At 36.9% G+C, this 22333-nt stretch carries 25 protein-coding genes; 13 read left to right on the top strand and 12 right to left on the bottom strand.

From position 1 onward, the window contains the following. The first annotated feature begins 405 nt into the window (after nucleotides 1-405). The 4 genes from A9Y75_RS20125 (at nucleotide 406) to A9Y75_RS20110 (ending at nucleotide 6268) form a co-directional block, all read left to right on the top strand. A complete protein-coding gene (locus tag A9Y75_RS20125) occupies nucleotides 406-1911 on the top strand; it encodes a phospholipid carrier-dependent glycosyltransferase (RefSeq protein ID WP_071191317.1) in 1506 nt (501 codons plus the stop codon). A gap of 418 nt (nucleotides 1912-2329) precedes the next feature. Beyond that, nucleotides 2330-4627: an ATP-binding protein gene (locus A9Y75_RS20120; protein WP_071191316.1), complete on the top strand. Its 2298-nt coding sequence runs from the start codon at nucleotides 2330-2332 to the stop codon at nucleotides 4625-4627. After that, the gene (locus tag A9Y75_RS20115; protein WP_071191315.1) at nucleotides 4581-5027 is read left to right on the top strand and encodes a response regulator; all 447 of its coding nucleotides are present in this window, start codon (nucleotides 4581-4583) and stop codon (nucleotides 5025-5027) included. Before A9Y75_RS20120 ends, A9Y75_RS20115 begins: the two co-directional genes overlap by 47 nt. A gap of 77 nt (nucleotides 5028-5104) precedes the next feature. Further along, nucleotides 5105-6268 carry a hybrid sensor histidine kinase/response regulator gene (locus A9Y75_RS20110; RefSeq protein WP_071191462.1) on the top strand — a complete coding sequence of 388 codons (1164 nt, stop codon included), beginning with the start codon at nucleotides 5105-5107 and terminating at the stop codon, nucleotides 6266-6268. Between the two features lie 180 nt (nucleotides 6269-6448). Here A9Y75_RS20110 and A9Y75_RS20105 read toward each other — a convergent pair whose 3' ends face one another. Next, complete coding sequence (locus tag A9Y75_RS20105) at nucleotides 6449-7366, bottom strand: FTR1 family protein (protein WP_071191314.1); 918 nt, start codon at nucleotides 7364-7366, stop codon at nucleotides 6449-6451. Nucleotides 7367-7830: 464 nt separating this feature from the next. Further along, nucleotides 7831-8493, bottom strand: a complete 663-nt coding sequence (trmB, locus tag A9Y75_RS20100; protein ID WP_071191313.1) for a tRNA (guanosine(46)-N7)-methyltransferase TrmB — start codon at nucleotides 8491-8493, stop codon at nucleotides 7831-7833. 145 nt (nucleotides 8494-8638) lie between these two features. Here trmB and A9Y75_RS20095 point away from each other — a divergent pair, with 145 nt between their 5' ends. The 3 genes from A9Y75_RS20095 to A9Y75_RS20085 all read left to right on the top strand — a co-directional run bounded on the left by A9Y75_RS20095 (nucleotide 8639) and on the right by A9Y75_RS20085 (nucleotide 10609). Continuing rightward, a complete protein-coding gene (locus A9Y75_RS20095) occupies nucleotides 8639-9751 on the top strand; it encodes a metallophosphoesterase (protein ID WP_071191312.1) in 1113 nt (370 codons plus the stop codon). A 238-nt stretch (nucleotides 9752-9989) separates the two neighbouring features. Further along, nucleotides 9990-10280: a nucleotidyltransferase family protein gene (locus tag A9Y75_RS20090; protein WP_071191311.1), complete on the top strand. Its 291-nt coding sequence runs from the start codon at nucleotides 9990-9992 to the stop codon at nucleotides 10278-10280. Next, nucleotides 10277-10609, top strand: coding sequence for a DUF86 domain-containing protein (locus A9Y75_RS20085; protein WP_071191310.1), 333 nt, complete (start codon nucleotides 10277-10279; stop codon nucleotides 10607-10609). Before A9Y75_RS20090 ends, A9Y75_RS20085 begins: the two co-directional genes overlap by 4 nt. 102 nt (nucleotides 10610-10711) lie before the next feature. Here the strand turns inward: A9Y75_RS20085 and A9Y75_RS20080 are convergent, their stop codons facing one another. From A9Y75_RS20080 to A9Y75_RS20070, 3 genes are all read right to left on the bottom strand, one after another. Further along, nucleotides 10712-11179 carry a PIN domain-containing protein gene (locus tag A9Y75_RS20080; protein WP_071191309.1) on the bottom strand — a complete coding sequence of 156 codons (468 nt, stop codon included), beginning with the start codon at nucleotides 11177-11179 and terminating at the stop codon, nucleotides 10712-10714. Then, nucleotides 11166-11351 (bottom strand): hypothetical protein, encoded by a 186-nt coding sequence (locus tag A9Y75_RS20075; protein ID WP_071191308.1) that lies wholly within the window; start codon nucleotides 11349-11351, stop codon nucleotides 11166-11168. The genes A9Y75_RS20080 and A9Y75_RS20075 overlap by 14 nt, the downstream gene beginning before the upstream one ends. Before the next feature lie 100 nt (nucleotides 11352-11451). Beyond that, a complete protein-coding gene (locus A9Y75_RS20070; protein WP_016953185.1) occupies nucleotides 11452-11661 on the bottom strand; it encodes a hypothetical protein in 210 nt (69 codons plus the stop codon). A gap of 84 nt (nucleotides 11662-11745) precedes the next feature. On the opposite strand from A9Y75_RS20070, the gene A9Y75_RS20065 reads away from it, so the two are divergent. Together A9Y75_RS20065 and A9Y75_RS20060 are read left to right on the top strand one after the other, a co-directional pair. Further along, nucleotides 11746-12027, top strand: a complete 282-nt coding sequence (locus A9Y75_RS20065) for a BrnT family toxin (protein WP_071191307.1) — start codon at nucleotides 11746-11748, stop codon at nucleotides 12025-12027. After that, complete coding sequence (locus tag A9Y75_RS20060) at nucleotides 11990-12268, top strand: BrnA antitoxin family protein (RefSeq protein WP_071191306.1); 279 nt, start codon at nucleotides 11990-11992, stop codon at nucleotides 12266-12268. The genes A9Y75_RS20065 and A9Y75_RS20060 overlap by 38 nt, the downstream gene beginning before the upstream one ends. Before the next feature lie 5 nt (nucleotides 12269-12273). Here A9Y75_RS20060 and A9Y75_RS20055 read toward each other — a convergent pair whose 3' ends face one another. From A9Y75_RS20055 to A9Y75_RS20030, 6 genes are all read right to left on the bottom strand, one after another. Then, a complete protein-coding gene (locus A9Y75_RS20055; RefSeq protein WP_071191305.1) occupies nucleotides 12274-12495 on the bottom strand; it encodes a hypothetical protein in 222 nt (73 codons plus the stop codon). Next, on the bottom strand, nucleotides 12476-12763 hold the full coding sequence (locus A9Y75_RS20050; protein WP_071191304.1) for a BrnT family toxin: 288 nt from the start codon (nucleotides 12761-12763) through the stop codon (nucleotides 12476-12478). Before A9Y75_RS20050 ends, A9Y75_RS20055 begins: the two co-directional genes overlap by 20 nt. A gap of 211 nt (nucleotides 12764-12974) precedes the next feature. Next, nucleotides 12975-16364 (bottom strand): tetratricopeptide repeat protein, encoded by a 3390-nt coding sequence (locus tag A9Y75_RS26860; RefSeq protein ID WP_083389688.1) that lies wholly within the window; start codon nucleotides 16362-16364, stop codon nucleotides 12975-12977. A 169-nt stretch (nucleotides 16365-16533) separates the two neighbouring features. After that, nucleotides 16534-16950, bottom strand: a complete 417-nt coding sequence (locus A9Y75_RS20040; protein WP_269086321.1) for a COP23 domain-containing protein — start codon at nucleotides 16948-16950, stop codon at nucleotides 16534-16536. Between the two features lie 90 nt (nucleotides 16951-17040). Next, nucleotides 17041-17349: a hypothetical protein gene (locus tag A9Y75_RS20035; RefSeq protein WP_071191303.1), complete on the bottom strand. Its 309-nt coding sequence runs from the start codon at nucleotides 17347-17349 to the stop codon at nucleotides 17041-17043. 81 nt (nucleotides 17350-17430) lie between these two features. Then, the gene (locus tag A9Y75_RS20030) at nucleotides 17431-18645 is read right to left on the bottom strand and encodes an FIST N-terminal domain-containing protein (protein ID WP_071191302.1); all 1215 of its coding nucleotides are present in this window, start codon (nucleotides 18643-18645) and stop codon (nucleotides 17431-17433) included. Nucleotides 18646-19009: 364 nt separating this feature from the next. On the opposite strand from A9Y75_RS20030, the gene A9Y75_RS20025 reads away from it, so the two are divergent. Then, nucleotides 19010-19255 carry a Calvin cycle protein CP12 gene (locus tag A9Y75_RS20025; protein WP_071191301.1) on the top strand — a complete coding sequence of 82 codons (246 nt, stop codon included), beginning with the start codon at nucleotides 19010-19012 and terminating at the stop codon, nucleotides 19253-19255. A 495-nt stretch (nucleotides 19256-19750) separates the two neighbouring features. On the opposite strand, the gene A9Y75_RS28765 is transcribed toward A9Y75_RS20025, so the two are convergent. After that, nucleotides 19751-19918 (bottom strand): hypothetical protein, encoded by a 168-nt coding sequence (locus tag A9Y75_RS28765; protein ID WP_177176254.1) that lies wholly within the window; start codon nucleotides 19916-19918, stop codon nucleotides 19751-19753. A 5-nt stretch (nucleotides 19919-19923) separates the two neighbouring features. Here A9Y75_RS28765 and A9Y75_RS20020 point away from each other — a divergent pair, with 5 nt between their 5' ends. From A9Y75_RS20020 to cbiD, 3 genes are all read left to right on the top strand, one after another. Next, nucleotides 19924-20514, top strand: coding sequence for a DUF3177 family protein (locus tag A9Y75_RS20020; protein WP_071191300.1), 591 nt, complete (start codon nucleotides 19924-19926; stop codon nucleotides 20512-20514). Nucleotides 20515-20589: 75 nt separating this feature from the next. Beyond that, the gene (locus tag A9Y75_RS20015; RefSeq protein ID WP_071191299.1) at nucleotides 20590-20889 is read left to right on the top strand and encodes a hypothetical protein; all 300 of its coding nucleotides are present in this window, start codon (nucleotides 20590-20592) and stop codon (nucleotides 20887-20889) included. A gap of 69 nt (nucleotides 20890-20958) precedes the next feature. Next, complete coding sequence (cbiD, locus tag A9Y75_RS20010) at nucleotides 20959-22074, top strand: cobalt-precorrin-5B (C(1))-methyltransferase CbiD (protein ID WP_071191298.1); 1116 nt, start codon at nucleotides 20959-20961, stop codon at nucleotides 22072-22074. The last annotated feature ends 259 nt before the right edge of the window (nucleotides 22075-22333 follow it).

The following is a 22333-nucleotide window of genomic DNA, read 5'->3' as shown; positions in this document are numbered from 1 at the left end:
GAGGTACAAAATCTAAATTGAAACTGTACTCAGTTAGCTCATCTTCCGCCATTTTTTGCAATCGTTCTATTTGTGACATGGTGTATGGGATTCACGATTCTCTGTACAGCTATTATCCCGAATAATTGTTAATTTTTCTTAAAGAAGCCAGAAGTTAAACAGTTTTAAATTGCTGAACACAAGCTACTTGTTGACATACAGCAGGTTGCGTAGTTAGGAGGTACAAAATCTAAATTGAAACCTATACACAAAGCCAGTTTTACTCCTGACTCCTGTACGGGCGTATTGCAATACGCCCCTCCTGACGGATGTATTCTGCTGTATGCCTTTGGCCTTACCCTAGGGTAGGAGTATTAAACTCGTTTATTTCTGATAAAATCACCAATGACTAATTACTAATGACTAATGACTAAAACATGGTTCAGAATGGGAATGGCAGGGATTTTTATCCTCTCAGTTGCCTTACGTTTTTGGGGACTGAATCGATTTAACACTTTGGTATTTGATGAAGTTTACTTTGCCCAATTTGGCAATAACTATCTTACTCGTACCCCATTTTTTAATGCTCACCCACCGTTAAGTCAATATATCATTGGTGTTGGTATTTGGATTGGTAGTCATATCCCTTTTTGGCACGATACAGTCAATGGGTTGACAGGTTCTTTATTATCCCCTTGGAGTTATCGTTGGGCAAATGCTTTTACAGGTTCATTTATTCCTTTAATAGTTATTTTACTTACTTATCAATTAAGTTATCGCCGTAGCTTTGCTTTATTAGCCGGATTATTTACAGCTTGTGACGGATTGTTTTTGGTAGAATCTCGTTATGCTCTCAGTAATATCTATATAGTTATCTTTGGTTTACTAGGGCAATGGTTTTTATTATTAGCATTAGAAAAACAGAAACAACGGCGTTGGTTGTGGTTAGTTTTGACTGGAGTTAGTTTTGGTGCGTCAGTCGGTACTAAGTGGAATGGCTTATGGTTTCTTGCAGGTGCTTATGGAATGTGGATAGCAGCTTGGATAATTCGTTGGCTGCAATCTTTTTCACCCTTGACCCGTGTTCCCTTATTCTCTTATTTGTATCCCTTAAATTCTACTACTAAATCTCAAGCTAAAACAGACGATATTACTATTCAAACCCCACTGCAAAATCTCACTCAAATTAATATTTTCCAGATGATATCCTATTTAGGAATTATCCCCGCCATCATCTACATTCTAATTTGGATTCCTCACCTCCAACTAGATACAAGGTATGGATTTATAGCGGTTCATCAAGAGATTTTGAAGTTTCATCTTCAGTTGGGTGGTAATAGCGCTAGTGTACATCCTTATTGTGCAGCTTGGTACAAATGGCCATTATTAACTCGACCTATGGCTTATTATTACCAAACAACTCAAAGTATAAAAGATCCCCTCTCTGTATTCGGGCCTCCTTTACCTGCTGGTGCTGGGAAAGTAGTTTATGATGTCCATGCTATGGGTAATCCTTTTTTATGGTGGTTTGGCTTGGCAGCAATTATATTTTTAATAGGAATGCTGTTTGTAAAAATGGTTTTACCAGGAATACAGCAAAAACGTGTTTTTATTCCTAAAAATCTCGGTGTTGATACTTGGATTGCTTTATATTTAGTTATTAACTATGCAGCTAATTTCTTACCTTGGGTGAAGGTAAATCGCTGCGTGTTTATTTATCATTATATGTGTGCAGTAGTATTTGTATTTATAGCGATCGCTTGGTTTGTTGATCAATGTCTTCGTAGTTATCATCGAGAACTGCGTGCGCTTGGTGTGACAATTACATTCATTATTGTCGCTGCTTTTGTTTTTTGGATGCCTATTTATTTGGGTTTACCTCTTTCTTTAGAGGATTATCGCCTACGGATGTGGTTTAGAACTTGGATTTGAGTTGATCAACAAAATTATTTTATTGATTTTTTACTTAACATAGCTACATAAACACTGTTTATTTAATCGCCTGTATTTTACATTTCTTATCGGTATTCAGTAAAACTGCCTGTTACACTGAAACCAGTTGGCAGATTAGGGTAACTATACCCAATGACAAATTAGAAGTAAAATGATATTAAGCAAGACAACAAAATTAAGCTTAGTGGAAATGGCGAATTAGCTAAATATCTCATTTAATTTCTTGCCGAGATAGGAAAATTATTACAGCGTCGGCATATGTTGGAAATAATCTGCAAATTAATTTAATTAAAAGCGCTAAGAGAGTTACATTTAGGTAGAATACTAACCCTGACAGGTGAGAAAATCTATCGCTAACTCTAATCTTGACGCACCTAGATAATAAAGGGTAATCGAGATGGATATAGGGTTAAAAGTGCAGAATGTGAATGTTACCAGCTTGAAAGAAGCACCAATTCATATTTCGAGCAAAATTCAACCTCATGGTATTTTGTTAGTTTTAGAAGAACCAGAGTTAAAAGTATTGCAAGTTAGCAATAACACCTTAAATATTTTCGGAATTTCTCCGGAAAATATGCTGGGCAAAAAATTAGAAGATTTAGTAGATCCCTTCCAAATAGAAAGAATTAAATCGGGTTTATCAGAACAGAATCTAGATTTTATTAATCCTACCAAAATTTGGATTAGAAAAAAAGGTGATGAATACACCGTATTTGATGCCGTATTTCACCGTAACACTGAAGGGTTTTTAATCCTGGAATTAGAACCTGCTATTTCCCAAGAAAATATTCCATTTTTAAGCTTTTATCATTTAGCAAGAGCATCCATAAATCAACTAGAAACTACTAAAAATCTCCGAGAATTTGGTCAAATCATCGTCCAGGAAATCCGCAAGGTGACGGGATTTGACAGAATAATGTTATATAAATTCGATGATGATGGACATGGTTCTGTGATCGCTGAAGAAAAAATCGAAAGTTTAGAACCTTACTTGGGTTTACACTTTCCAGAGTCAGATATTCCCAAACCTGCCAGAAAATTATTTATTTCCAATTCAATTAGATTAATCCCAGATGCTCATTCTCAACCGATAGAAATATTTCCTGTCAATAATCCTGTAACTGAGCGTCCGGTTGATTTAACACAATCTAGTCTCAGAAGTGCGGCATCTTGCCATACAGAATATTTACATAATATGGGTGTGGGCGCTTCTTTGACTATCTCTTTGATTAAAGACCAAAAACTTTGGGGATTGATTGCTTGTCATCATCAAACACCCAAATATGTTTCTTATGAATTGCGGAAAGCTTGCGAATTCTTGGGAAGATTGATATTTTCGGAAATTTCTGCTAGAGAAGAAACAGAAGATTATGACTATCGGATGAATTTGACATCTATTCAATCACTATTAGTTGAATATATGTCCCACGAAGATAACTTTATTGATGGCTTGGTGAAAAAACAGCCCAATCTTCTGGATTTAACTAGTGCGAAAGGAGCAGCAGTTTGTTTTGGGGGAAATTACACCTTGATTGGTGAAACTCCCAAAGAAGAAGACTTAAACTTTTTAGTGGAATGGCTCAAGAATAATATAGAGGACGAGGTATTTTATACAGATTCTCTTCCTAGTCTATATCCAGATGCTGTCAGCTTCAAAAATGTCGCTAGTGGTTTGTTAGCTATTCCTATTTCTCAGCGGAATTATGTTTTGTGGTTCCGACCGGAAGTGATTCAAACTGTAAATTGGGGTGGTGATCCTCATAAGGCATTTGAAGTTAGTCAATCACATGGAAATTTGCGTTTGTGTCCACGTAAATCATTTGAATTGTGGAAAGAAACAGTCAGATTAACATCTTTACCCTGGAAATATGTAGAAATTAGAGCCGCTTTAGAACTGAGAAAGGCAATTGTGAATATTGTCCTCCGTCAAGCTGATGAATTAGCTCAATTAGCGCAAGATTTAGAACGTTCTAATGCAGAGTTGAAAAAATTTGCATATGTGGCTTCCCATGATTTGCAAGAACCACTCAATCAAGTAGCCAATTATGTGCAACTATTAGAGATGCGCTACGAAGCCCAACTTGATGAAGATGCGAAAGAGTTTATTAACTACGCAGTCGAGGGAGTGAGCTTAATGCAGACGTTAATTGATGACGTACTAGCATACTCCAAAGTAGATTCCCAAGCGATCGCATTTCAAGTGACTGAAGTAGACACAGCCTTAGAACGCGCTCTCAGCAATTTACGCAAACGTATTTCCGAAACAGGTACTATTATTACCCATGACCCCTTACCTACCGTCATGGCTGACAGTACACAACTAATGCAGCTATTTCTGAACCTGATAGGTAACGCGATTAAGTTCCGCAGTGAAGAACCACCGCAAATTCATATAGGTGCAGAGAGACTAGAAGATGAGTGGTTATTCTCAGTGCGCGATAATGGAATTGGCATAGAACCGCAATTTAGCGATCGCATTTTTATTATCTTTCAACGCCTACACACAAGGGATGAATATCCCGGCACAGGTATGGGCTTGGCAATTTGTAAGAAAATTGTCGAATGTCATCGGGGGCGGATCTGGGTTGAGTCGCAACTCGGACAGGGCGCAACCTTCTACTTTACCATTCCAGCCGGAGGACGTGAGCGTGAGCGCAGAAACGGAAGAAACACACAAAATAATCTTTTTAGTTGAGGATAATAAAGCCGACATCCGTCTGATTCAAGAAGCATTAAAAACTAGTACATTACCCCATCAGGTAGTGACAGTTAGAGATGGCATAGACGCTATGGCTTATCTCCGTCAAGAAGGCGAATATGCAGATGCACCACGCCCAGATCTGATCTTACTAGATTTGAACTTACCCAGAAAAGATGGACGAGAAGTACTAGCAGAAATTAAATCAGATCCCAAACTCAAACGCATTCCTGTGGTAGTGTTAACAACTTCCAAAAACGAAGATGACATCTACCACAGCTACGACTTACACGTAAACTGCTACATCACCAAATCCCGTAACCTCAGCCAACTATTTCAAATAGTTAAAGGGATTGAGGAATTTTGGTTTTCTACCGCTACCTTACCATCAGATTAAAGCCAGAAAGCATGGGAGAAAAATTATTGTTCAGGACTCAAAAATCAGAAATTAGAGGGGGATTAAACCAGGAAATTATGGCTGCGAGCTACTCAGTGAAAATCTTGTTGATTGAGGACAACTTGGCAGAAGCTAGGTTGTTACAAGAGTTTCTCAAGCAAGCCCAAACCAAAGAGTTTAGTTTAGTTCATGTGCAACGATTACGAGACGCATTTTCTGAACTAAGTCAGCAAATCTATGATGTAATTTTGTTGGATTTAACCTTACCAGATAGTCAAGGATTATCATCTTTACCACTGTTGATAAGTCACGCTCCTAGTACACCAATTGTTGTTCTCACCAACACCAACGATGAAGAACTCGCAATTGAGGCAGTGCGACAGGGAGCGCAAGATTATTTAGTTAAAAGGCAAGTAAATCCAGATGTATTAGTGCGTTCAGTCCGATATGCAATAGAAAGAAAACAGGTTTTAGAACAATTACGTACAGTCAATCAAGCATTAGAAACTAGGGTTGAAGAACGAACTGCGGAATTGGTAAAAGCCAAAGAAATCAATCAATTCAAATCTGAATTTGTCTCCATGCTTTCTCATGACATTCGTAATCCTTTAAATACTATTCTCTTAGCTGCTGGATTGCTACAAAACAGTGATGAAAAATTAACCAAAGAGAAAAAAGTTAATCATTTGCGGATGATTCGCTCTGCCATTAAAAATATGGCACAGTTATTAGATGAAGTTTCCTTCATCGGTAAAGCTGATTCTGGGAAATTACACAGTCAACTAAGTCAAATAGATTTAGAAGCTTTTTGCCATCAAACCCTAGAAGAATTACATTTAACTGCTTTAGATAAGCAAGTTACCATAGAGTTCACTAGTTTTGGTGATTTTAAAGACACCCTTTGGGATGAAAGCTTATTACGGCACATTTTAGAAAATTTGCTCAGTAATGCCATTAAGTATTCCCACCCTGGCAGCAAAGTCAAATTTGAATTAATTAGTCAAGACAAAACTGTTACTTTTCGGGTTCAAGATTCGGGAATTGGCATTTCCAAACATGACCAAAAACGGCTATTTCAACCCTTTAATCGGGGAGAAAATGTCGGCAGTATTTCTGGTACAGGTATGGGTTTAGCAATTGTCAAAAAATGTGTAGAAGCTCATGGTGGTGAGATTTCAGTTGATAGTCAAGTTGGTGTCGGAACAACATTTACTGTGATTTTACCATTGATTAAAATGTAAAATGTTGTCATCATAAAAAAGTTAAAGTTTGAAATTCAAACTCAGCCGAATTTTTTTGATAAATTTGACGTAAAAAATTGGCTGGCATTGTTAATTCTACTCCTAAAAAACGTAGGTTGGGTTAAGCGAAAGTGCAACCCAACAAACCCAACATTTTATAATTTTCCGTTACCGCTGCATTTAATTAAGTTTGTTTGCTGGTTTTAATGGTGCAGATTGGTTAAGACTGCGGAAATATAAACCACCAATAACCAGCCAAAACAGGATATATGCTACAGCTTGGGCTAAATACAATTTTTGGTTATAACCAAATAGAGTTTTTAGCAAAATTCCCGGAAATTGTTTATCAGGTAAAATGTCAGAAAAATCCCAAATTTGCCAACCTAAAACACAAGCATTACTTCCTCCTTGACAAATATTCAGAGCATTAATTTGGTTAAAAGCCGTGACAGCAGCATCAAGATGACGAAGAGCCGAAATTACTAAACCGGAAACTATTGTTAATAGTAATATCCCCATCCATTGAAAAAATTGACTGAGGTTAATGCGGATACTCCACTTAAATAACAGCATTCCAATTAACACTGCTATAGTTAATCCTCCTATTGCTCCCAGCACAGGTATAAAACCCGATTGAAATTGAGCAACAATAAATAATGCTGTCTCTAAACCTTCTCGAAAAACAGCAATAAAGATTAAGCTAAAAATTGCCCAAGCTGCTTTTTTATCTTCATTCAAAGCAGTGTTTACAGAAGTTTGAATTTCAGCTTTGAGGAATCTTGCCTGTTGTGTCATCCAAATTAACATCCAACTGAGCATAGAAATTGCTATTAACCCTAATCCCATTTCAAACAATTGCTTGAAAACTGGTGCATAGAGTAAATCAGACGTTTGCAATCCTTGGATAGTTAAATTGAGTATCAACCCAACTACAAAACTAGCTATTACCGCACTGATAACACCTAAATATATCCAGCGATGTAATTTTTGTTGTTGAGCTTGCTGTAAACAAGCAAAGACAATGCCTACCACTAAAGCAGCTTCTACACCTTCGCGTAAAGTAATGAAAAAAGTCGGTAATGCAGCACTCCAATTCATAGGACATTAATTAGCTTCAATAGCAGATGGTTCTATTGGCTTAACTACCACAGATTTTTCTTTATGTCCATCTTTCTGGGATTTTTGGCGATGATGTTTTTGTTATTTGTAACTGTAATGGTAGCTAAAATTCCTGGATAATTTGCCATTACTGCTGCTAAAAATGGTGCATTTCCTTGAATTTCACCTGTGCTAAAGTCTAAATTCCAGTTGATAACACCAGCAATATTTCCTTTTACAAAACTTAGTTACAAATTACGAATTACGTATCCCTGACGGAACCGGAGGCATTATTACTCACATCTTGCACCTGGCGACTGGAAGTCCCGGCTAGACAGACAAAACCCGCCTACGCGGGTTTGAAACCACTGATTTTCCGTGAGTCCGCGCAGGCGGACTTAGTTTGTGTAGCCACGAATTCTATTCGTTAGGGCTTGGTGCAAGATATGTGATTAGGAATTATTTTAAACAGGGGAGTCTATATTCACGACTTCCCGTTTCACAAACAAAGCCCGATAAACTGGTTCACCCTTGTTAATAGTGCCTATTTCCCGTTCTGTGGGAACTGGGAGAGGATTCTCTGCTAACCATTCCTCTGTACCCATTTTCACAAACGCTGGGTGTTCAGAAAAGCGATCGCACATTTCCACAGCAATAAATTTTTGATCAGATTGCACAAATACAACTCCTCCCACCGCCAAATAACCGGCTAATTCTGTCACTAACTCTGGTTGCACTACACGCCTTTTAGCATGGCGGTTTTTAAACCAAGGATCAGGGAATTGAATGGTTACGCGCTGTAAAATTCCTGGTGTTAAAGTCGATAAAAGAGGTGTTAATGAGTTATTAACATTGCAAAATAAATAATGCAAATTTGTTAAACCCGACTCACAACGCAACCTATTGGCATCTACAACCAAAGGTTCCCGAATTTCCAAACCTAAAAAATTCCAGTTTGGTTCTGCTTGTGCCATTTCTAGTAAAAACCTGCCCCTAGCGCAACCAATATCTAAGTGTAGGGGCTGGTTAGGCTGTGGATAAACCTTCTCCCACTCCAGGGGATTCGCTGGTATTTGATACTTGTTAGCAAGTGGGTTAACGTGTTGACGAACTCGGACAACTGCCAAAATCAAATCTCCTTGAGGTAAAAAAATTCAACATAAATGTGTACAAATATTAAGTCTGACTGCTGATCCCCAGTCAGCCAAAGCAAGAGTTATACTTTGGGAAAAAGAGTATTTGCTCTTCTGCTTTTAACATTTTCTTAAATCAATGAATAATATCAATTTTCGTTTTGCCATAGTTAGTGACTTACACATTGGGCTTCCCCATACAATTTGGGATCATCCTAGCCGCTTTCATCTTGTCGAAGTCAGTATTCCAGCCTTTGAAAGTGTACTAGAACATTTAATCCAACTCGATTTAGATTTTCTCTTGATTCCCGGAGACTTAACCCAACACGGTGAACCAGAAAACCACGCTTGGTTGCAAACAAAGTTATCTCAACTTCCTTTTCCTGTCTATGTTGTTCCTGGTAATCATGACGTACCCGTGTTAATGGCAAATGAGCAATCAATTGCTTTCGCTGATTTCCCTCACTATTACCGCAAGTTTGGCTATGAAAACCCAGAGCAATCTTACTACAATTGTCAATTATTGCCAGGAGTGCGGCTGATAGGTCTAAATTCTAACTCATTTGATGACCAGGGTAAGCAGATCGGGCGTTTGGATGAAAAACAACTCAAATGGCTAGAATCAGAACTAGCAGCGATTGGGGATGAATTGGTTTTGGTAATGGTGCATCATAATGTGGTTGAGCATTTGCCTAATCAATCAAACCACCCTATGGCAAATCGCTATATGCTAGAAAATGCACCAGAGCTACTAGACTTATTACGTAAACATGGAGTTAGATTAGTCTTTACAGGGCATTTGCACGTTCAGGATGTAGCTTGTGCAGATGGAGTATATGATATTACCACTGGTTCCTTAGTCAGCTATCCTCATCCTTATCGTGTTCTAGAGTTTCAACGGGATCATGTCGGTAGGGAATGGTTACAAATTATATCTCATCGCGTGGAATCAGTTCCAGATTTTCCCAACTTACAGCAGTCATCAAAAGAATGGATGGGCGATCGCTCTTTCCCCTTCCTGATCAAGTTACTAACTTTACCACCCTTAAACCTACCATTGGCGCAAGCAAAAGAACTAGCCCCCAATTTGCGAGACTTTTGGGCAACTATTGCCGATGGAGATGGAGTCTTAGACTATCCAGAATTTCCCCTAGAAGTGCGTCGCTACATTCAAAAATATGGTGCAGTTAGTCATACTGGTCATCCTACCGCTATTGATAACAACAGTAGATTGTTAATTGGTGATTGGTGATAAAACATCTTCATAATAGATAGAAATGATCGCTATTTTTGGATTTTAATTATATGATAGCGATCGCTCTTTTTTATTTTTTCCACCAATCAATGTTTTTATATTCTCATTCAACCAGAGACGTAGGGGTTTAGCAATGCTAAAACCTGAAAATTTTCTCATTATTTCAAGCCGTAATTGACAAATACTGATGCAATCTAATAAAATAGAGAGGGTTAATGTTTTTCAAAAATAACTTATGGGAATTGAAGAATTATTACTACCATTTCGAGAACAAATATTAAAAATTGCCACTAAATATGGTGCTTATAATCTGCGGGTTTTTGGTTCTGTTGCTAGGGGTGAAGCAACACCAGATAGTGATGTAGATTTTTTAGTAGAATTAAAACCGCAAAGTAGTTTATTTGATTATATTGGTTTAATGCAGGATTTAGCAGCATTATTGGGACGAAAAGTGGATATTGCTGAACCTGGTAATTTACATGAATTAATTAGAGATAAAGTATTAAGTGAGGCTGTACCTTTATGAAAGATGAGCGTTTATATTTAAGTAATATTCAAGAATGTATTGAACGAATAGAAGAATATACGAAAGGTGGTAAAGAGGAATTTATGCAAACCAAAATGATTCAAGATGCTGTAATTCGTAATTTTGAAATCATTGGAGAAGCAACAAAAAGATTATCACCTGAGTTGAGAAGTAAATATTCAGATGTTCCTTGGCAGCAAATGGCAGGTTTACGAGATGTTTTAATTCATGATTATTTAAAGGTAAATCTTAATTTAGTTTGGCAGATTATTGAACAGAATTTATCTGATTTAAAAACACAAGTTACAGCGATTATGGAAAATTTATAACATCTGGTAGGGGTTTAGCAGTAAAACCGATAACCCGCCTGGGAATTAATTCCCAGTCTCATAGCAAAAGTCATCTAAAGATGACTAAAAATACCCATAAATCTATTTTATTGTTGATAAAATATCATCTGGTATCATAGGGTTTAAACCTTGAATATTGAGAAAATGTTTAAGATTGTATGTGGCAAAATAATCTACTGGATAGGTAATTACTAATCCTGCTAAACGAACATCAAAGATTCTGGCTGATAGACAATTAGTATTAACAGCTAATTCTAAAGTTTTCTCTGTAGTTAATTGGTTAGGATATAAGACTTCAAAAACACCACTTAAATAAACTTCTGTAATTAGCTTGTTAACATCTTGTGGCGTTAATGCCTGATTTTTCATTGCTACAGAATTGGTTAAAATTCTGTATAGTTCTATGATATTTTGTTCAGCAATAACTCCTATAATTTGATTTTCAAATACTAAGTTTAACAAATTGGCAGAGTTTTCATGATAAACTGATGATTCATCATGAGCATAAATTAATACATTGGTGTCGAAGAATACTTTAATCTTGTTCATAAATCTTTTCTCTGTCTAAATATTCTTCTTTGATATCCAGTTTGAATGTAGGAAAATGATACTTACGTTTTTTGATGGGAATGATGACAATTTCCACTTCATCACCATTTTGCAAGGTATCGGGTAAACTGTCTTGGAGAATAATTGTTTGATTTTGGATATATCCTTTCATATTTTTGAATAATCTGATAAAGGACTCTTTTTTTGTACTCTATTATAACATAAAAGGTAGGGATTTAGCATTGCTAAACCCCTATAAACTATTGATATAATTAATCTTGCCAATTTTGTTTTGCTCTAGCAAAAATTTCCTCAATACTTTGATCTTGATATATCGTTTTTGAGATTTCTACATAATCAGTAGGGGTTTTGTGTAGCAAGGTTAAGAACCGCATAGCTGCTGCTGAACCAAGAGATTCATATAGTGCTTTGATGCCTTTGATTTTAATTTCTGTATCATCCATGATATTATTTATTTCCATAGTTTTCATTATTCCTAATATAATCAATTGGGTTCATGATGGCTATTTCTAACTCTAATTTCTAATGGCATTAATCAATAAATTATGACGTTACAATTTGAATGGGATGAAAACAAACGTTTAAATAATATTCGTAAACATGGTATTAATTTTGTAGATGCCTTGATCATTTTTGAAAATGACAATGTTATTATAGAAGATGATCGGTTTAACTATAATGAACAAAGATTTATTGCTTTAGGACTTCTTCAAGGATGGGTGATAGTTATTGTCTATACTGAACGTGAGGATATCATCAGAATTATATCAGCTAGGAAAGCCACCAAATATGAACAACGAACCTATTTTGAACAAATCGCTGACTGATTGGCAAAGATTAGAGACAATGGCAGATGAAGATATTGATTTTTCCGACTGTCCAGAGATTACCCCTTCTCAATTTGCCAAAGCAACAGTGCGTCGTGGCAGAAAATATATACCAAAAAAAGAACCAGTAATGTTGAATATTGATAAAGACGTGATTGAGTGGTTTAAATCTCAGGGAGAATCTTATCAAAATCAAATCAATGCTTTATTGAGAGATTATATGCAAACACACCAATCCTAATGGCTTTATTTTTCAGGAATAGCAGACAATAAACAACGTAAAGCACGATTCACTGCTTCTGATGTTTGAAAAACTTGAGCGACATCAGGATCAAGAATTACACTAATTCTCTTTTCTGAGGTGGTAGCAAAACGATTAGGACGAGCTTTTGTATAATCGAAATTATACTCTGGTAATAAATCATCTGATTCAAAATCATCTTGCTGATTAATTGGTGTTTTGTTCATAGTCTTGTCTCTCTTTTTTAGTAGGTAAACGACAGCTAAAAATACGGATTAAATTACTTTCTCTTTCGGTAAAACAAACTAAAAGTAAGTGATTTTGATTTGAATAACCAATAATAATCTCTCTTTTTTCACCGAAGGAATGAGCTAAGTCATCAAATATCAAGGCAAATGGATCATCAAATACTGTTTTTGCTTCCTCACAACTAATTCCATGTTTGTTGATGTTTATTTGCGCTTTATTTTCATCCCATTCAAATTCTACCCTCATATAAACCTATCATTCAAGTTTTTATCATTAAAATTATACTTGATGTTGAAGCGTTATCTGTTAACTGCTATGGAGATTTATACATCATTAGCAATTCTTGATTCTCGGTTAGCAGATGGGGTAATTTGTTGTGGTGTTAGTTTGGTTATTTTTGATTAGTTTAACGTATTGGTAGAGAATAGAAGGTAAATTCAGGAATGAGAATATTAAGTTATAATTTATTTAATACATCTTGTATGTCGTTAGCTTTTTGCATCTCACCTTGCTGCTGATAGAGTTGTTTAGCTGTTTCTAAATCTTTAATTCCTTGTTGTTTATTGCCTTTTAAGAAATAAACACCTGCGCGATTATTGTAAGCATTTGCGTATAGAGGATTAATTTTAATGGTTTTATCAAAATCAGCAATAGCTAAATCTATTTTTCTTTGCTCAAAGTAAATAGCTCCGCGCTCATTATAAGCATCTACGTATAGAGGATTAATCTTAATAGCTTTATTAAAATCAGCAATAGCAAAATCCGATTGTTTTTGCTCACGGTAAGTAATTCCTCTCAACATATAAACGTTTGCATTTTGAGGCTCAAGTTTAATAATTTTGGTAAGGTCAGCTATCACTAAGTCATTCTTTCCTTGCTTGCTATAAATAACTGTGCGATGCCTATAAGCAAGAGTATCTTGAGGATTAATTTTAATAGCTATATCTAAATCAGCAATAGCTAAGTCATTCTTCCCTTGTTCTTTATAAATACTTCCTCTATTGGTATAATTTTCTGCATCTTGAGGATTAATTTTAATAGCTTGGGTAAAATCAGAAATAGCTAAATCGTTCTTTCCTTGTACAATATAAGCAAGTGCGCGATGACTGTAAGCCTCTGCATATTGAGGATTAATTTTAATAGCTTGGGTAAAATCAGAAATAGCTAAATCGTTCTTTCCTTGTACAATATAAGCAAGTGCGCGATGACTGTAAGCCTCTGCATATTGAGGATTAATTTTAATAGCTTGGGTAAAATCAGAAATAGCTAAATCGTTCTTTCCTTGTACAATATAAGCAAGTGCGCGATGACTGTAAGCCTCTGCATATTGAGGATTAATTTTAATAGCTTGGGTAAAATCAGAAATAGCTAAATCGTTCTTTCCTTGTACAATATAAGCAAGTGCGCGATGACTGTAAGCCTCTGCATATTGAGGATTAATTTTAATAGCTTGGGTAAAATCAGAAATAGCTAAATCGTTCTTTCCTTGTACAATATAAGCAAGTGCGCGATGACTGTAAGCCTCTGCATATTGAGGATTAATTTTAATAGCTTGGGTAAAATCAGAAATAGCTAAATCGTTCTTTCCTTGTACAATATAAGCAAGTGCGCGATGACTGTAAGCCTCTGCATATTGAGGATTAATTTTAATAGCTTGGGTAAAATCAGAAATAGCTAAATCGTTCTTTCCTTGTACAATATAAGCAAGTGCGCGATGACTGTAAGCCTCTGCATATTGAGGATTAATTTTAATAGCTTGGGTAAAATCAGAAATAGCTAAGTCATTCTTTCTTTGCTGAAGATAAATATCAGCACGCCCCTTATAAGCATAGTCATATTGAGGATCAATAGTAATAGCTTCCGTATAACTAGCAATGGCCATATCTAGATTACCTTGATGACTATAAACATTTCCACGATTATAGTAAGCACTTGGAAGTCTAGGATTAAATTTAATAGCTTGTGTAAAATCAGCAATAGACTCATCATATCTATTTAATTTATCAAATATATTTCCACGAATCTGATAAAGATAAAAATCCTCCTTTTTATTTTTTTTCGCTTCTGTAATTGCTTTATTCAATGCTTGTAAGGCATTTTCGTATTTGTTCAACCGTACAAAAGTTAAACCTTTAAAAGCATACGAATAATGAAATGTTGGTTGTTTATTAATGGCAGTATTAAATGCAAACAAAGCTGAATTATATTTTTTATCCCACAACCAAATAAGACCAATATTGTAATAAGCTTGCCAAGAGTGTGGATCTTTAATAGCTGCTTCTTTCATTGCTTCAATTGCATTATCTGTATTACCAAGTCGCCATAATTGAATACCATAAGTTAGCCATTGTTTCCCAGTACCATTCACAGGATCAGGTGCATTATAAGTTGGTAATAATGATAAAATCATAGAATTTATATCTGCCGATTTTGCTTGATTTTTAGCAACATTTAATTTAACTGGTGGTAACTGCCATAATCTCTCTGATTGATAAAATAAAAAACTCTCAATAGATAAACCTAAACTAAGTCCTACAAAATCTGTTTCTGCATAATTATGAATACCAACTAATTGCCCTTCCGTATCCCAAATACCACCCCCACTCATGCCCGGAAATCCTTCATTAAAATATGCTAATTCATAGCCTTTTGTTTTCGCATAAACCTCTCTTGCCTCTGAATTTCCCATAATTCCCACACTAAACAAAGAAGGATGATTTAACTCTTCCCCCTTCCAACCATAAAGAAAAACAAATTGTTCTTTTAACTCATAATCCCCCAAAGTAGCAACTTGATAAACCTGAGAACTACGAAACTGTAAAACAGCCATATCAAGTCCCTTTCTGGTGCGAATAGTCTGATTATCCACCTTATATACTTGTTTATCAGGTGCAACAACTTGATACTCCTGTTTATCTTCCACCACATGAGCAGCAGTTAACACATAATAAATATCCTTATCCTTAGCAATAATTACCCCGCTACCAATACCACCATCAGCTTTTTTAATCTGCACCGAAGACAGTTTAGCAATATCTAAAACCTTAGCCGGAATACCCCCAATTTTCCTAATTACCCTCTCAGGAAACAAAGCTAAATCAGGTGCAGCTTCATCAACTAAATTAACCGCAATTCCCCAACTATAATTACCCCATTCCTTTAAAGTCTTCTCATCAGGTTGTTCACCTTGTAAATAGCGAAAATCAGTTTGTAAAACCGGGTGAGCAAGTTTACTATTTATCCCCACCAAATAACCATTTTCATTAATAATTGCTCCCCCACTCATCCCCTGTCGAATATCATTATCATAAGCTATTTGCTGTCCTTTAATTAACGGCTGATTTAAAAATAATTTCGCTGTACCTTTGGTAGTTTGCAAATTACCTTTAACATATCCTCCAGCAAAAACCTTTTCTCCTGGTTTAATATTCTCTTCCCCTAAACCAGCAACTAAATAAGTGGTTTCACTGCTAAAAGTCAATTTAGCTAAATCATATAAATCATCTTTTTTATTATCTTGTCTATCTACCTTAGAAAATTCAACCGGATAAACTTGATTATCTGGAGTGACAATTTTCACAGATTTAGCATTTTCTATCACATGATAATTAGTGAGAACAGTATAAAAACCGTTTTGTTTTTTGATAATTGTTCCTGAAGCTGCTTCTTTATCATCAACTAGGACTTTGACGGTAATTTCTTTTAAGATATTCTTTAATTCTGATTCTGATAATGTCCCTGGTTTGCGTGCGAATAGGGAAGAACTACAACCAGTGATAATAATCGGAGAAGCGGGAAATAGGAGAATAAAGAATAATAATAAATGGGATAATTTGTGTAATTTCATAGATGATACTCCTGGTAATATATAATTTGGTAATTGGTTAATTTTCCGTTTGTTTCATAACCCGTCGGGGAATCAATTCCCCGTCTAATAGCAGAAGTCCGTTAAAACGGACTAAAAAACCCCTTCCATTCAGTCGGTTTCAACCGACTTTAGCTTTCAGACAGGGAATTTATTCCCTGGCTTGAAACACCTTGAAAATATCAACAGTACAAGTTAAATTATGACGAGGTTTTACTGAACAGGAATCTTGCATGAAGGCTTCCTTAGCGTCACCATTTAACACAGCAGTAAAGTCTTTCAATTCTTGCTCATGATCATCTGAATCTAACAATGTTAAAATCAAAGTATGACAATCTTTTCCTGTCGTCGTACATAAAGACTTAAATCTTTTATTAGGATCATTTTCAGCTTCAGAATAACCCCAAGTTAAAGTTTTCAAAGTTCCATTATCATAAGCATCTTTTAATTTCGGTGTGACTTCGTCACATCTCCGTTGAGGAGGAAAACCAGCTTTAACAAAATTCGTGCGTTTCCACACTATTAAATCTCGTTTTTTCTCGTTCCCATACTCTGTATGGGAATGAATAATGGAAGACTCCGGCTTCCTTAAAGTAGAGTCAGAGACTCTATCAAAGCATTCCCAGTCTGGAGACTGGGAACGAGAGACGAGAGATGGTTACTTCATATCAGTTATCCAAGCTTTAATAACATAATCTCCTAAAGCTGCATTTTCTGATTTAATTTTCAACTCGTATTCACCTTTTTCTACCATAATAGTAGCCGTGAAATTATTGTCTTTATTTGCAACATCTGTCACGGACATAAAATTCTGATCATCTAATTTACGAATAGTGAAAATAGGATTGAAATCATTACTAACTATTTCCACAGTTAAATATTGTTTCTTCTCACTTTTAAATTCATAAACATCAAAAATTTTATCACTAGCTTTAAGCAAAGTGCCTATTTTCAAGATATTATTCATAATTTATCATTTAATAATATAGGGACAATTCATGAATTGTCCCTACAAGAGTTTCAAGTTACGCACATTTAATTATATTCCCTACGAATTAAGTTGTCTGCAAATTGCAAACACGGAAGTGTAACCATGAAGGAAAGTTCTCTCACTCACAGGTCCGATTTCACCACTACCGAAAAAACCGCCTATGGGGATGTCATGAAAGTAACGCTTAAATAGCTGAGAATCAAAATTAGGCTGACCGTAAAGTCCTGCACCACGTCCAACACAACTAAACATCAAAGCTGCCAAAGGAGAGGATTCACTACGGTTGTTGTCAAGATATTCTTGTAAAAGCAATTCTAGGTCTTCAGCAGAAGCTTGAGCATCCCGCAGGTGAAATTGTAACCTTTGACCAGGACGAACGCGATCGCCAATAGCGATCGCACCAGCGGATGGATCTACACCCAGTAAATTGCGAATTAAAAAATCACCCTGCTGTAAAGAAGGTTTAAACTCATTCATTGCTAAACCAACAAACAGAGAATTCTGTGCCAGTAAACGTTCCTGTTCACTAAGACTACCAATCAAATCTCGCAAAATTACTAAAGGTACTTGCTCATCTAACTCCAAAATAATATTGCGTTCAGCTTTAGTCACACGCAATGGCTGGCCAATCGGTCGGCATCCTTGGGCCACAATTGTTTCCAGCACAATATCACCACTCAAAGCTAAACCCACCGTCCCCTCACGATATAAGCGGTTGTGACAAAATAAAGCGATCCGATCACTCACAAACCCACCACTAGCTTGTCCCCCCACAACTACCGAACCCGGATAAGCAAAATCTAAGCCCTGCAATAAATCATTAGTTCCTGACGAAAACGCACTAGACAATAAGATAAATTGGGGTACTGGTGATGGTGGCACACCGACTAAATCAATCCAAGCATCGGGAGAACTATCTAAATCAGGTAATTCTTCAGCCACAACATGAAAAGCCTGGATATTCACCCCTGGAAGATGGGCTAAAGTCAAACTGATAGCTGGTTCTGCTTCTATTTCTTCGGTTTTTCCTGGTTCTCTCCTACCCACTACACCAGCAGCACTACAACCAATCAGCACAGGTACTGAAAGTTTTTCTGCCAGCAATGGCAAGAGTCGGGAATATTCACTTGTAAAAGCAGACGAAATGAACACCAGCCCCAGATCCGCAGGTGCTGTTAAAGATGAGACAGCTTGTTGTACCACATCTGCAACAGCTGCTTCTAAAGAAGGACGGGTTGATAGGGCATTTGCCCACTGCATTTTGTCTGCCATGAGTTCTGGGCTTCTTTCTCTATTGAGGCTAGTAATTGATGGTTTTATCTAGGGAAGTATTGCATCCGACAAAAGTTCATGCACCAGCCCTTCATCTACCCCCGCATCTAGGACGGTGACTTCTTGCCAGATGCATTTAAATATATTGTATGATTGTTTTTCTGTAGTACTGTCCCCACAAAATCTTAAAACATAGAGGAGAACACAGTACAGATGAGGCAATTTGTTGTATTAGTTATGGATTATCAGGCTCAAATACGAACTGATCAGGTCAGTGGTTAGAATAGTAAGCGATAGAGAAAACACTGCAATTTTTGAATTTTTTTCTACACTGGTATAAACAACACATAACGAGACTAAAACAATGACAAATATCCAAGAAACAGCAAATCCCGATATTCAAGACAAGATCCAGGAAGAAATTGAACAAGCGCGTGTAGTCTGTGACACTACAGGTAGCGGTTCGCCTGAATGTGCTGCGGCTTGGGATGCAGTTGAAGAACTGCAAGCTGAAGCTTCCCACCAGCGTCAAGAGAAGCCAAAAAACTCTTTAGAAAAATACTGTGATGCTAATCCCGAAGCAGATGAGTGCCGACTTTACGAAGACTAGAAATTGAGTTAATACCTTTTCTTCTAGTCTAGTGGGCAAGCAACCACGATCTATTAACTGATTATCTTGCACCTTCCCACCACTCCATATCCATCTCATATCCTCCCTTTACTCATTTTTTTTGCGTGTGGGGAATGTGAAGGCGTTTATGCAGAGGACAAAACCTCAGCCACAACCTTGAAAAAGAAAGCAAAGAAAGCATTTTTTCTCGGTATGCTGAATAAAAAATAGATTGGGCTGAATTCCTAAATTCTTCCTGGTACTATTTTATCTAAGTGCAGAATATCAGCTACAGATTCATGAGTTGCTTGCTTTTTTGCCTTAATTAAACTATCAAATAAAAGATAATTGAAGAAGGAGCCAGGAGTCAGAATCAATCAGTCGGGGATTGGGACTCGCAACTAATTGTTCGCCCTTGGCGTTCCCGTTCACGAAGTGTCCCTCCGGGAAGGGTAGACCACCAAATCGTAGATTTGGTGGGGGTATTAAACCCGTTTATTCATCCGCCACTCGCACAGAATACCTTTCCTGTATTCTGAACGGCAGTTGACGGCAGTTGCTACAAGTCGGGGAACCCGTCCACCGCACTGCCTCCTCCTGACTCCTGAATTCTGTTCGATAAATATTAGATTTATCACCTAAAAAACCTGACAAACCTAACACAATTTATGCCACAAATTTGGTTTCGCCCTTACGTCTGGATGGAATATAGATTAGCCTTATTATTTACAGTAATTATTCCCCTGATTCTGCTAATTTGGGCATTTGCACAAAAATCAGAAGCAATACAACGCTTATTAATGATTTACTGGCGAGTAGCAAGTTTATTGCTAATAACACTTTACTTAATGATTGGTGGATTGGCCGTAAGTTTTATTTCTGCTTTAATAGCTCGTATTCTCATCCCCATTTCTCTATGGTTCTGGGTTGATATCAACGATGAAATTGAATATCAATCCAGTGGTTTATTGAAATTAATTTTCACATCTTGGCGCTGGGCAACAACTGTTTACTGTATTCTGAGTACAGTAGCTCTTGTACCTTTTTTGGGTTGTGCTTTTTCTGAAAGTTCCCTCAAAAGCTCCTACTGTAGAGTTTGGTTGGAAGCACCATTAATGTTTAAAGATTACTTCCATTACAATAGCAAGCCTGCTTTTCTCAGCTTTCTAGGCATAATTGGTTTAGTAGTTTATGTGGTTTATTTAAGCTACTTCGTGCTGATTAAGCTAGGCAAACAGGGGCGTTCAGCCACACAATAAAAAAGATGAAAAATGAAAATTAATTTCAGATGTAAATACTTCAGATGAGTAAATAAGTTACACGGTTTTTGATTGATGAATAATTCCATTGGTAAACGGCTAGAGCAATATACTGTCAAACGCCCTCAAGAAGTCCTAATTGTCACGATCAACATGACTGAGGAACAGGACAAGATCGCAATTTTTAAAGGTTTTTCTAGTTCTTTGATGCGTCCCACTGCCTCTGACCCGGATGTACCTGTTTTACCAGATGAAGCCACAATTCTCGGTATTGACCGCATCGGTAGCCCTTATAATCCTGAATCACCCCGTTATATCGAAAGAGGAATCTCTTGGGAAGCTATGCAAGTCCTATTATCAGAAGTAGGAGTCTAAGTAAGACTCCTGTAGGGGCGTATTGCAATACGCCCCTACTCCTGAATTCTTACATTGTGAATTTTGCTCATGTCCCTTTCTGGATACACCCTTCCCGTTTTTGCTTGTGCTGCTGCTGTTGCCGCTTTACACTGGTTACGTCATGGTCAACCCCTGTCTGTAACTTCAGTAGATTTGATTGAACCGGACGTAATCGCCGAAATACCAATTGAACAAGTAGCAGGACTATCTGAAAATAGCGCTTTGGCAATTACCCGCAGTGATCCGGGTGATAACCTCGATTTGACTAAAAATACGCCAATTTGGGCGTTGGTGCAATGGTTCGAGGGAGATGGGGAATCAGTTGTGATTAAGGGTGGTGAGGGAATTGGTAAGCAATTGAATGGTGAGGGGAAAGCTGCAATTTATGGTTATGCTCAAAGGTTGTTAACAGAGAATTTGCAGCGGTTGCTCACAGCAGGGGAAAAAATCACCGTCACGATTATTTTACCGGAAGGGCGATCGCTTGCCCTGAGAACTTCCAATGCTGCTTTTGGTGTAGTCGAAGGACTTTCTTTATTAGGAACAACGGGGATTTCTCAACCTTTGAGTACACCAGATCAACTCACAGCTTTTCGTGGGGAGTTACAAGATAAAGCTAGTCGGTTTGAAAATTTAGTCTTCTGTATTGGCGAAAACGGCTTAGATTTAGCGCGAAAACTAGGGATAAATTCGGAACAATTGGTAAAAACTGCTAACTGGATTGGACCGATGTTAGTAGAAGCTGACTTGCTAGGAGTGAAAGAAATTTTATTATTTGGCTATCACGGTAAACTGATGAAACTCGCAGGGGGAATTTTTCACACCCATCATCATTTAGCTGATGGCCGACGGGAAATTTTAGCAGCACACTGTGCAATGCTGGGTTTACAGTCTCCAGATATACAAACAGTGTTTCATAGCCCTACTGCGGAAGCAGCATTAAAACACCTGCGATCGCTCGATCATTCTACTGCCAGTAATTGGGTCAATCAAGTTTATGGTAGCCTTGCTGAAACCATTGATATTCGTTGCCAAGAATATATTCACAGCCACACCGACAGGGGTATGAACACCACAGTCTGTGGTTCAGTTCTTTTTGACCGCGATCGCCAAATTATCGTCAAAAGTAAAACTGGTGGTATGTTAATAGAAAAATTATGTTAACTTATTATGAATTATCATAATAAACCAAATAAATAATTTTTTGGATTACCTACTATAGAGTCATCTGTAGCTTTTCATACCCAACTAGATTTATCGGCTCAACAGACGCGTCAGCAGTCGCGTCTATCTATATAGGTTTTTCTGACTATTACTAGCCTAAAAAGCCGGAAATGGTGACCACGTTAAATTTGACGTAAGTATTCAGGATAGAGAATACATAAGTCAGAAGAATAAAGGCTTTTCGAGTCAAATTTGATGA

It is taken from the genome of Trichormus sp. NMC-1, from assembly GCF_001858025.1.
GTDB lineage: Bacteria > Cyanobacteriota > Cyanobacteriia > Cyanobacteriales > Nostocaceae > Anabaena.
This window is presented reverse-complemented; position numbering and strand designations above follow the sequence as displayed.

Excerpts from the sequence above, each read along its gene's own strand:
- A9Y75_RS20125 (WP_071191317.1), top strand. The coding sequence starts at position 406 with ATGACTAAAACATGGTTCAGAATGGGAATGGCAGGGATTTTTATCCTC.
- A9Y75_RS20120 (WP_071191316.1), top strand. The coding sequence starts at position 2,330 with ATGGATATAGGGTTAAAAGTGCAGAATGTGAATGTTACCAGCTTGAAA.
- A9Y75_RS20110 (WP_071191462.1), top strand. The coding sequence starts at position 5,105 with ATGGCTGCGAGCTACTCAGTGAAAATCTTGTTGATTGAGGACAACTTG.
- A9Y75_RS20105 (WP_071191314.1), bottom strand. The coding sequence starts at position 7,366 with ATGAATTGGAGTGCTGCATTACCGACTTTTTTCATTACTTTACGCGAA.
- A9Y75_RS20095 (WP_071191312.1), top strand. The coding sequence starts at position 8,639 with ATGAATAATATCAATTTTCGTTTTGCCATAGTTAGTGACTTACACATT.
- A9Y75_RS20090 (WP_071191311.1), top strand. The coding sequence starts at position 9,990 with ATGGGAATTGAAGAATTATTACTACCATTTCGAGAACAAATATTAAAA.
- A9Y75_RS20085 (WP_071191310.1), top strand. The coding sequence starts at position 10,277 with ATGAAAGATGAGCGTTTATATTTAAGTAATATTCAAGAATGTATTGAA.
- A9Y75_RS20080 (WP_071191309.1), bottom strand. The coding sequence starts at position 11,179 with ATGAACAAGATTAAAGTATTCTTCGACACCAATGTATTAATTTATGCT.
- A9Y75_RS20075 (WP_071191308.1), bottom strand. The coding sequence starts at position 11,351 with ATGAAAGGATATATCCAAAATCAAACAATTATTCTCCAAGACAGTTTA.
- A9Y75_RS20070 (WP_016953185.1), bottom strand. The coding sequence starts at position 11,661 with ATGGAAATAAATAATATCATGGATGATACAGAAATTAAAATCAAAGGC.
- A9Y75_RS20065 (WP_071191307.1), top strand. The coding sequence starts at position 11,746 with ATGACGTTACAATTTGAATGGGATGAAAACAAACGTTTAAATAATATT.
- A9Y75_RS20060 (WP_071191306.1), top strand. The coding sequence starts at position 11,990 with ATGAACAACGAACCTATTTTGAACAAATCGCTGACTGATTGGCAAAGA.
- A9Y75_RS20055 (WP_071191305.1), bottom strand. The coding sequence starts at position 12,495 with ATGAACAAAACACCAATTAATCAGCAAGATGATTTTGAATCAGATGAT.
- A9Y75_RS20050 (WP_071191304.1), bottom strand. The coding sequence starts at position 12,763 with ATGAGGGTAGAATTTGAATGGGATGAAAATAAAGCGCAAATAAACATC.
- A9Y75_RS26860 (WP_083389688.1), bottom strand. The coding sequence starts at position 16,364 with ATGAAATTACACAAATTATCCCATTTATTATTATTCTTTATTCTCCTA.
- A9Y75_RS20035 (WP_071191303.1), bottom strand. The coding sequence starts at position 17,349 with ATGAATAATATCTTGAAAATAGGCACTTTGCTTAAAGCTAGTGATAAA.
- A9Y75_RS20030 (WP_071191302.1), bottom strand. The coding sequence starts at position 18,645 with ATGGCAGACAAAATGCAGTGGGCAAATGCCCTATCAACCCGTCCTTCT.
- A9Y75_RS20025 (WP_071191301.1), top strand. The coding sequence starts at position 19,010 with ATGACAAATATCCAAGAAACAGCAAATCCCGATATTCAAGACAAGATC.
- A9Y75_RS20020 (WP_071191300.1), top strand. The coding sequence starts at position 19,924 with ATGCCACAAATTTGGTTTCGCCCTTACGTCTGGATGGAATATAGATTA.
- A9Y75_RS20015 (WP_071191299.1), top strand. The coding sequence starts at position 20,590 with ATGAATAATTCCATTGGTAAACGGCTAGAGCAATATACTGTCAAACGC.
- cbiD (WP_071191298.1), top strand. The coding sequence starts at position 20,959 with ATGTCCCTTTCTGGATACACCCTTCCCGTTTTTGCTTGTGCTGCTGCT.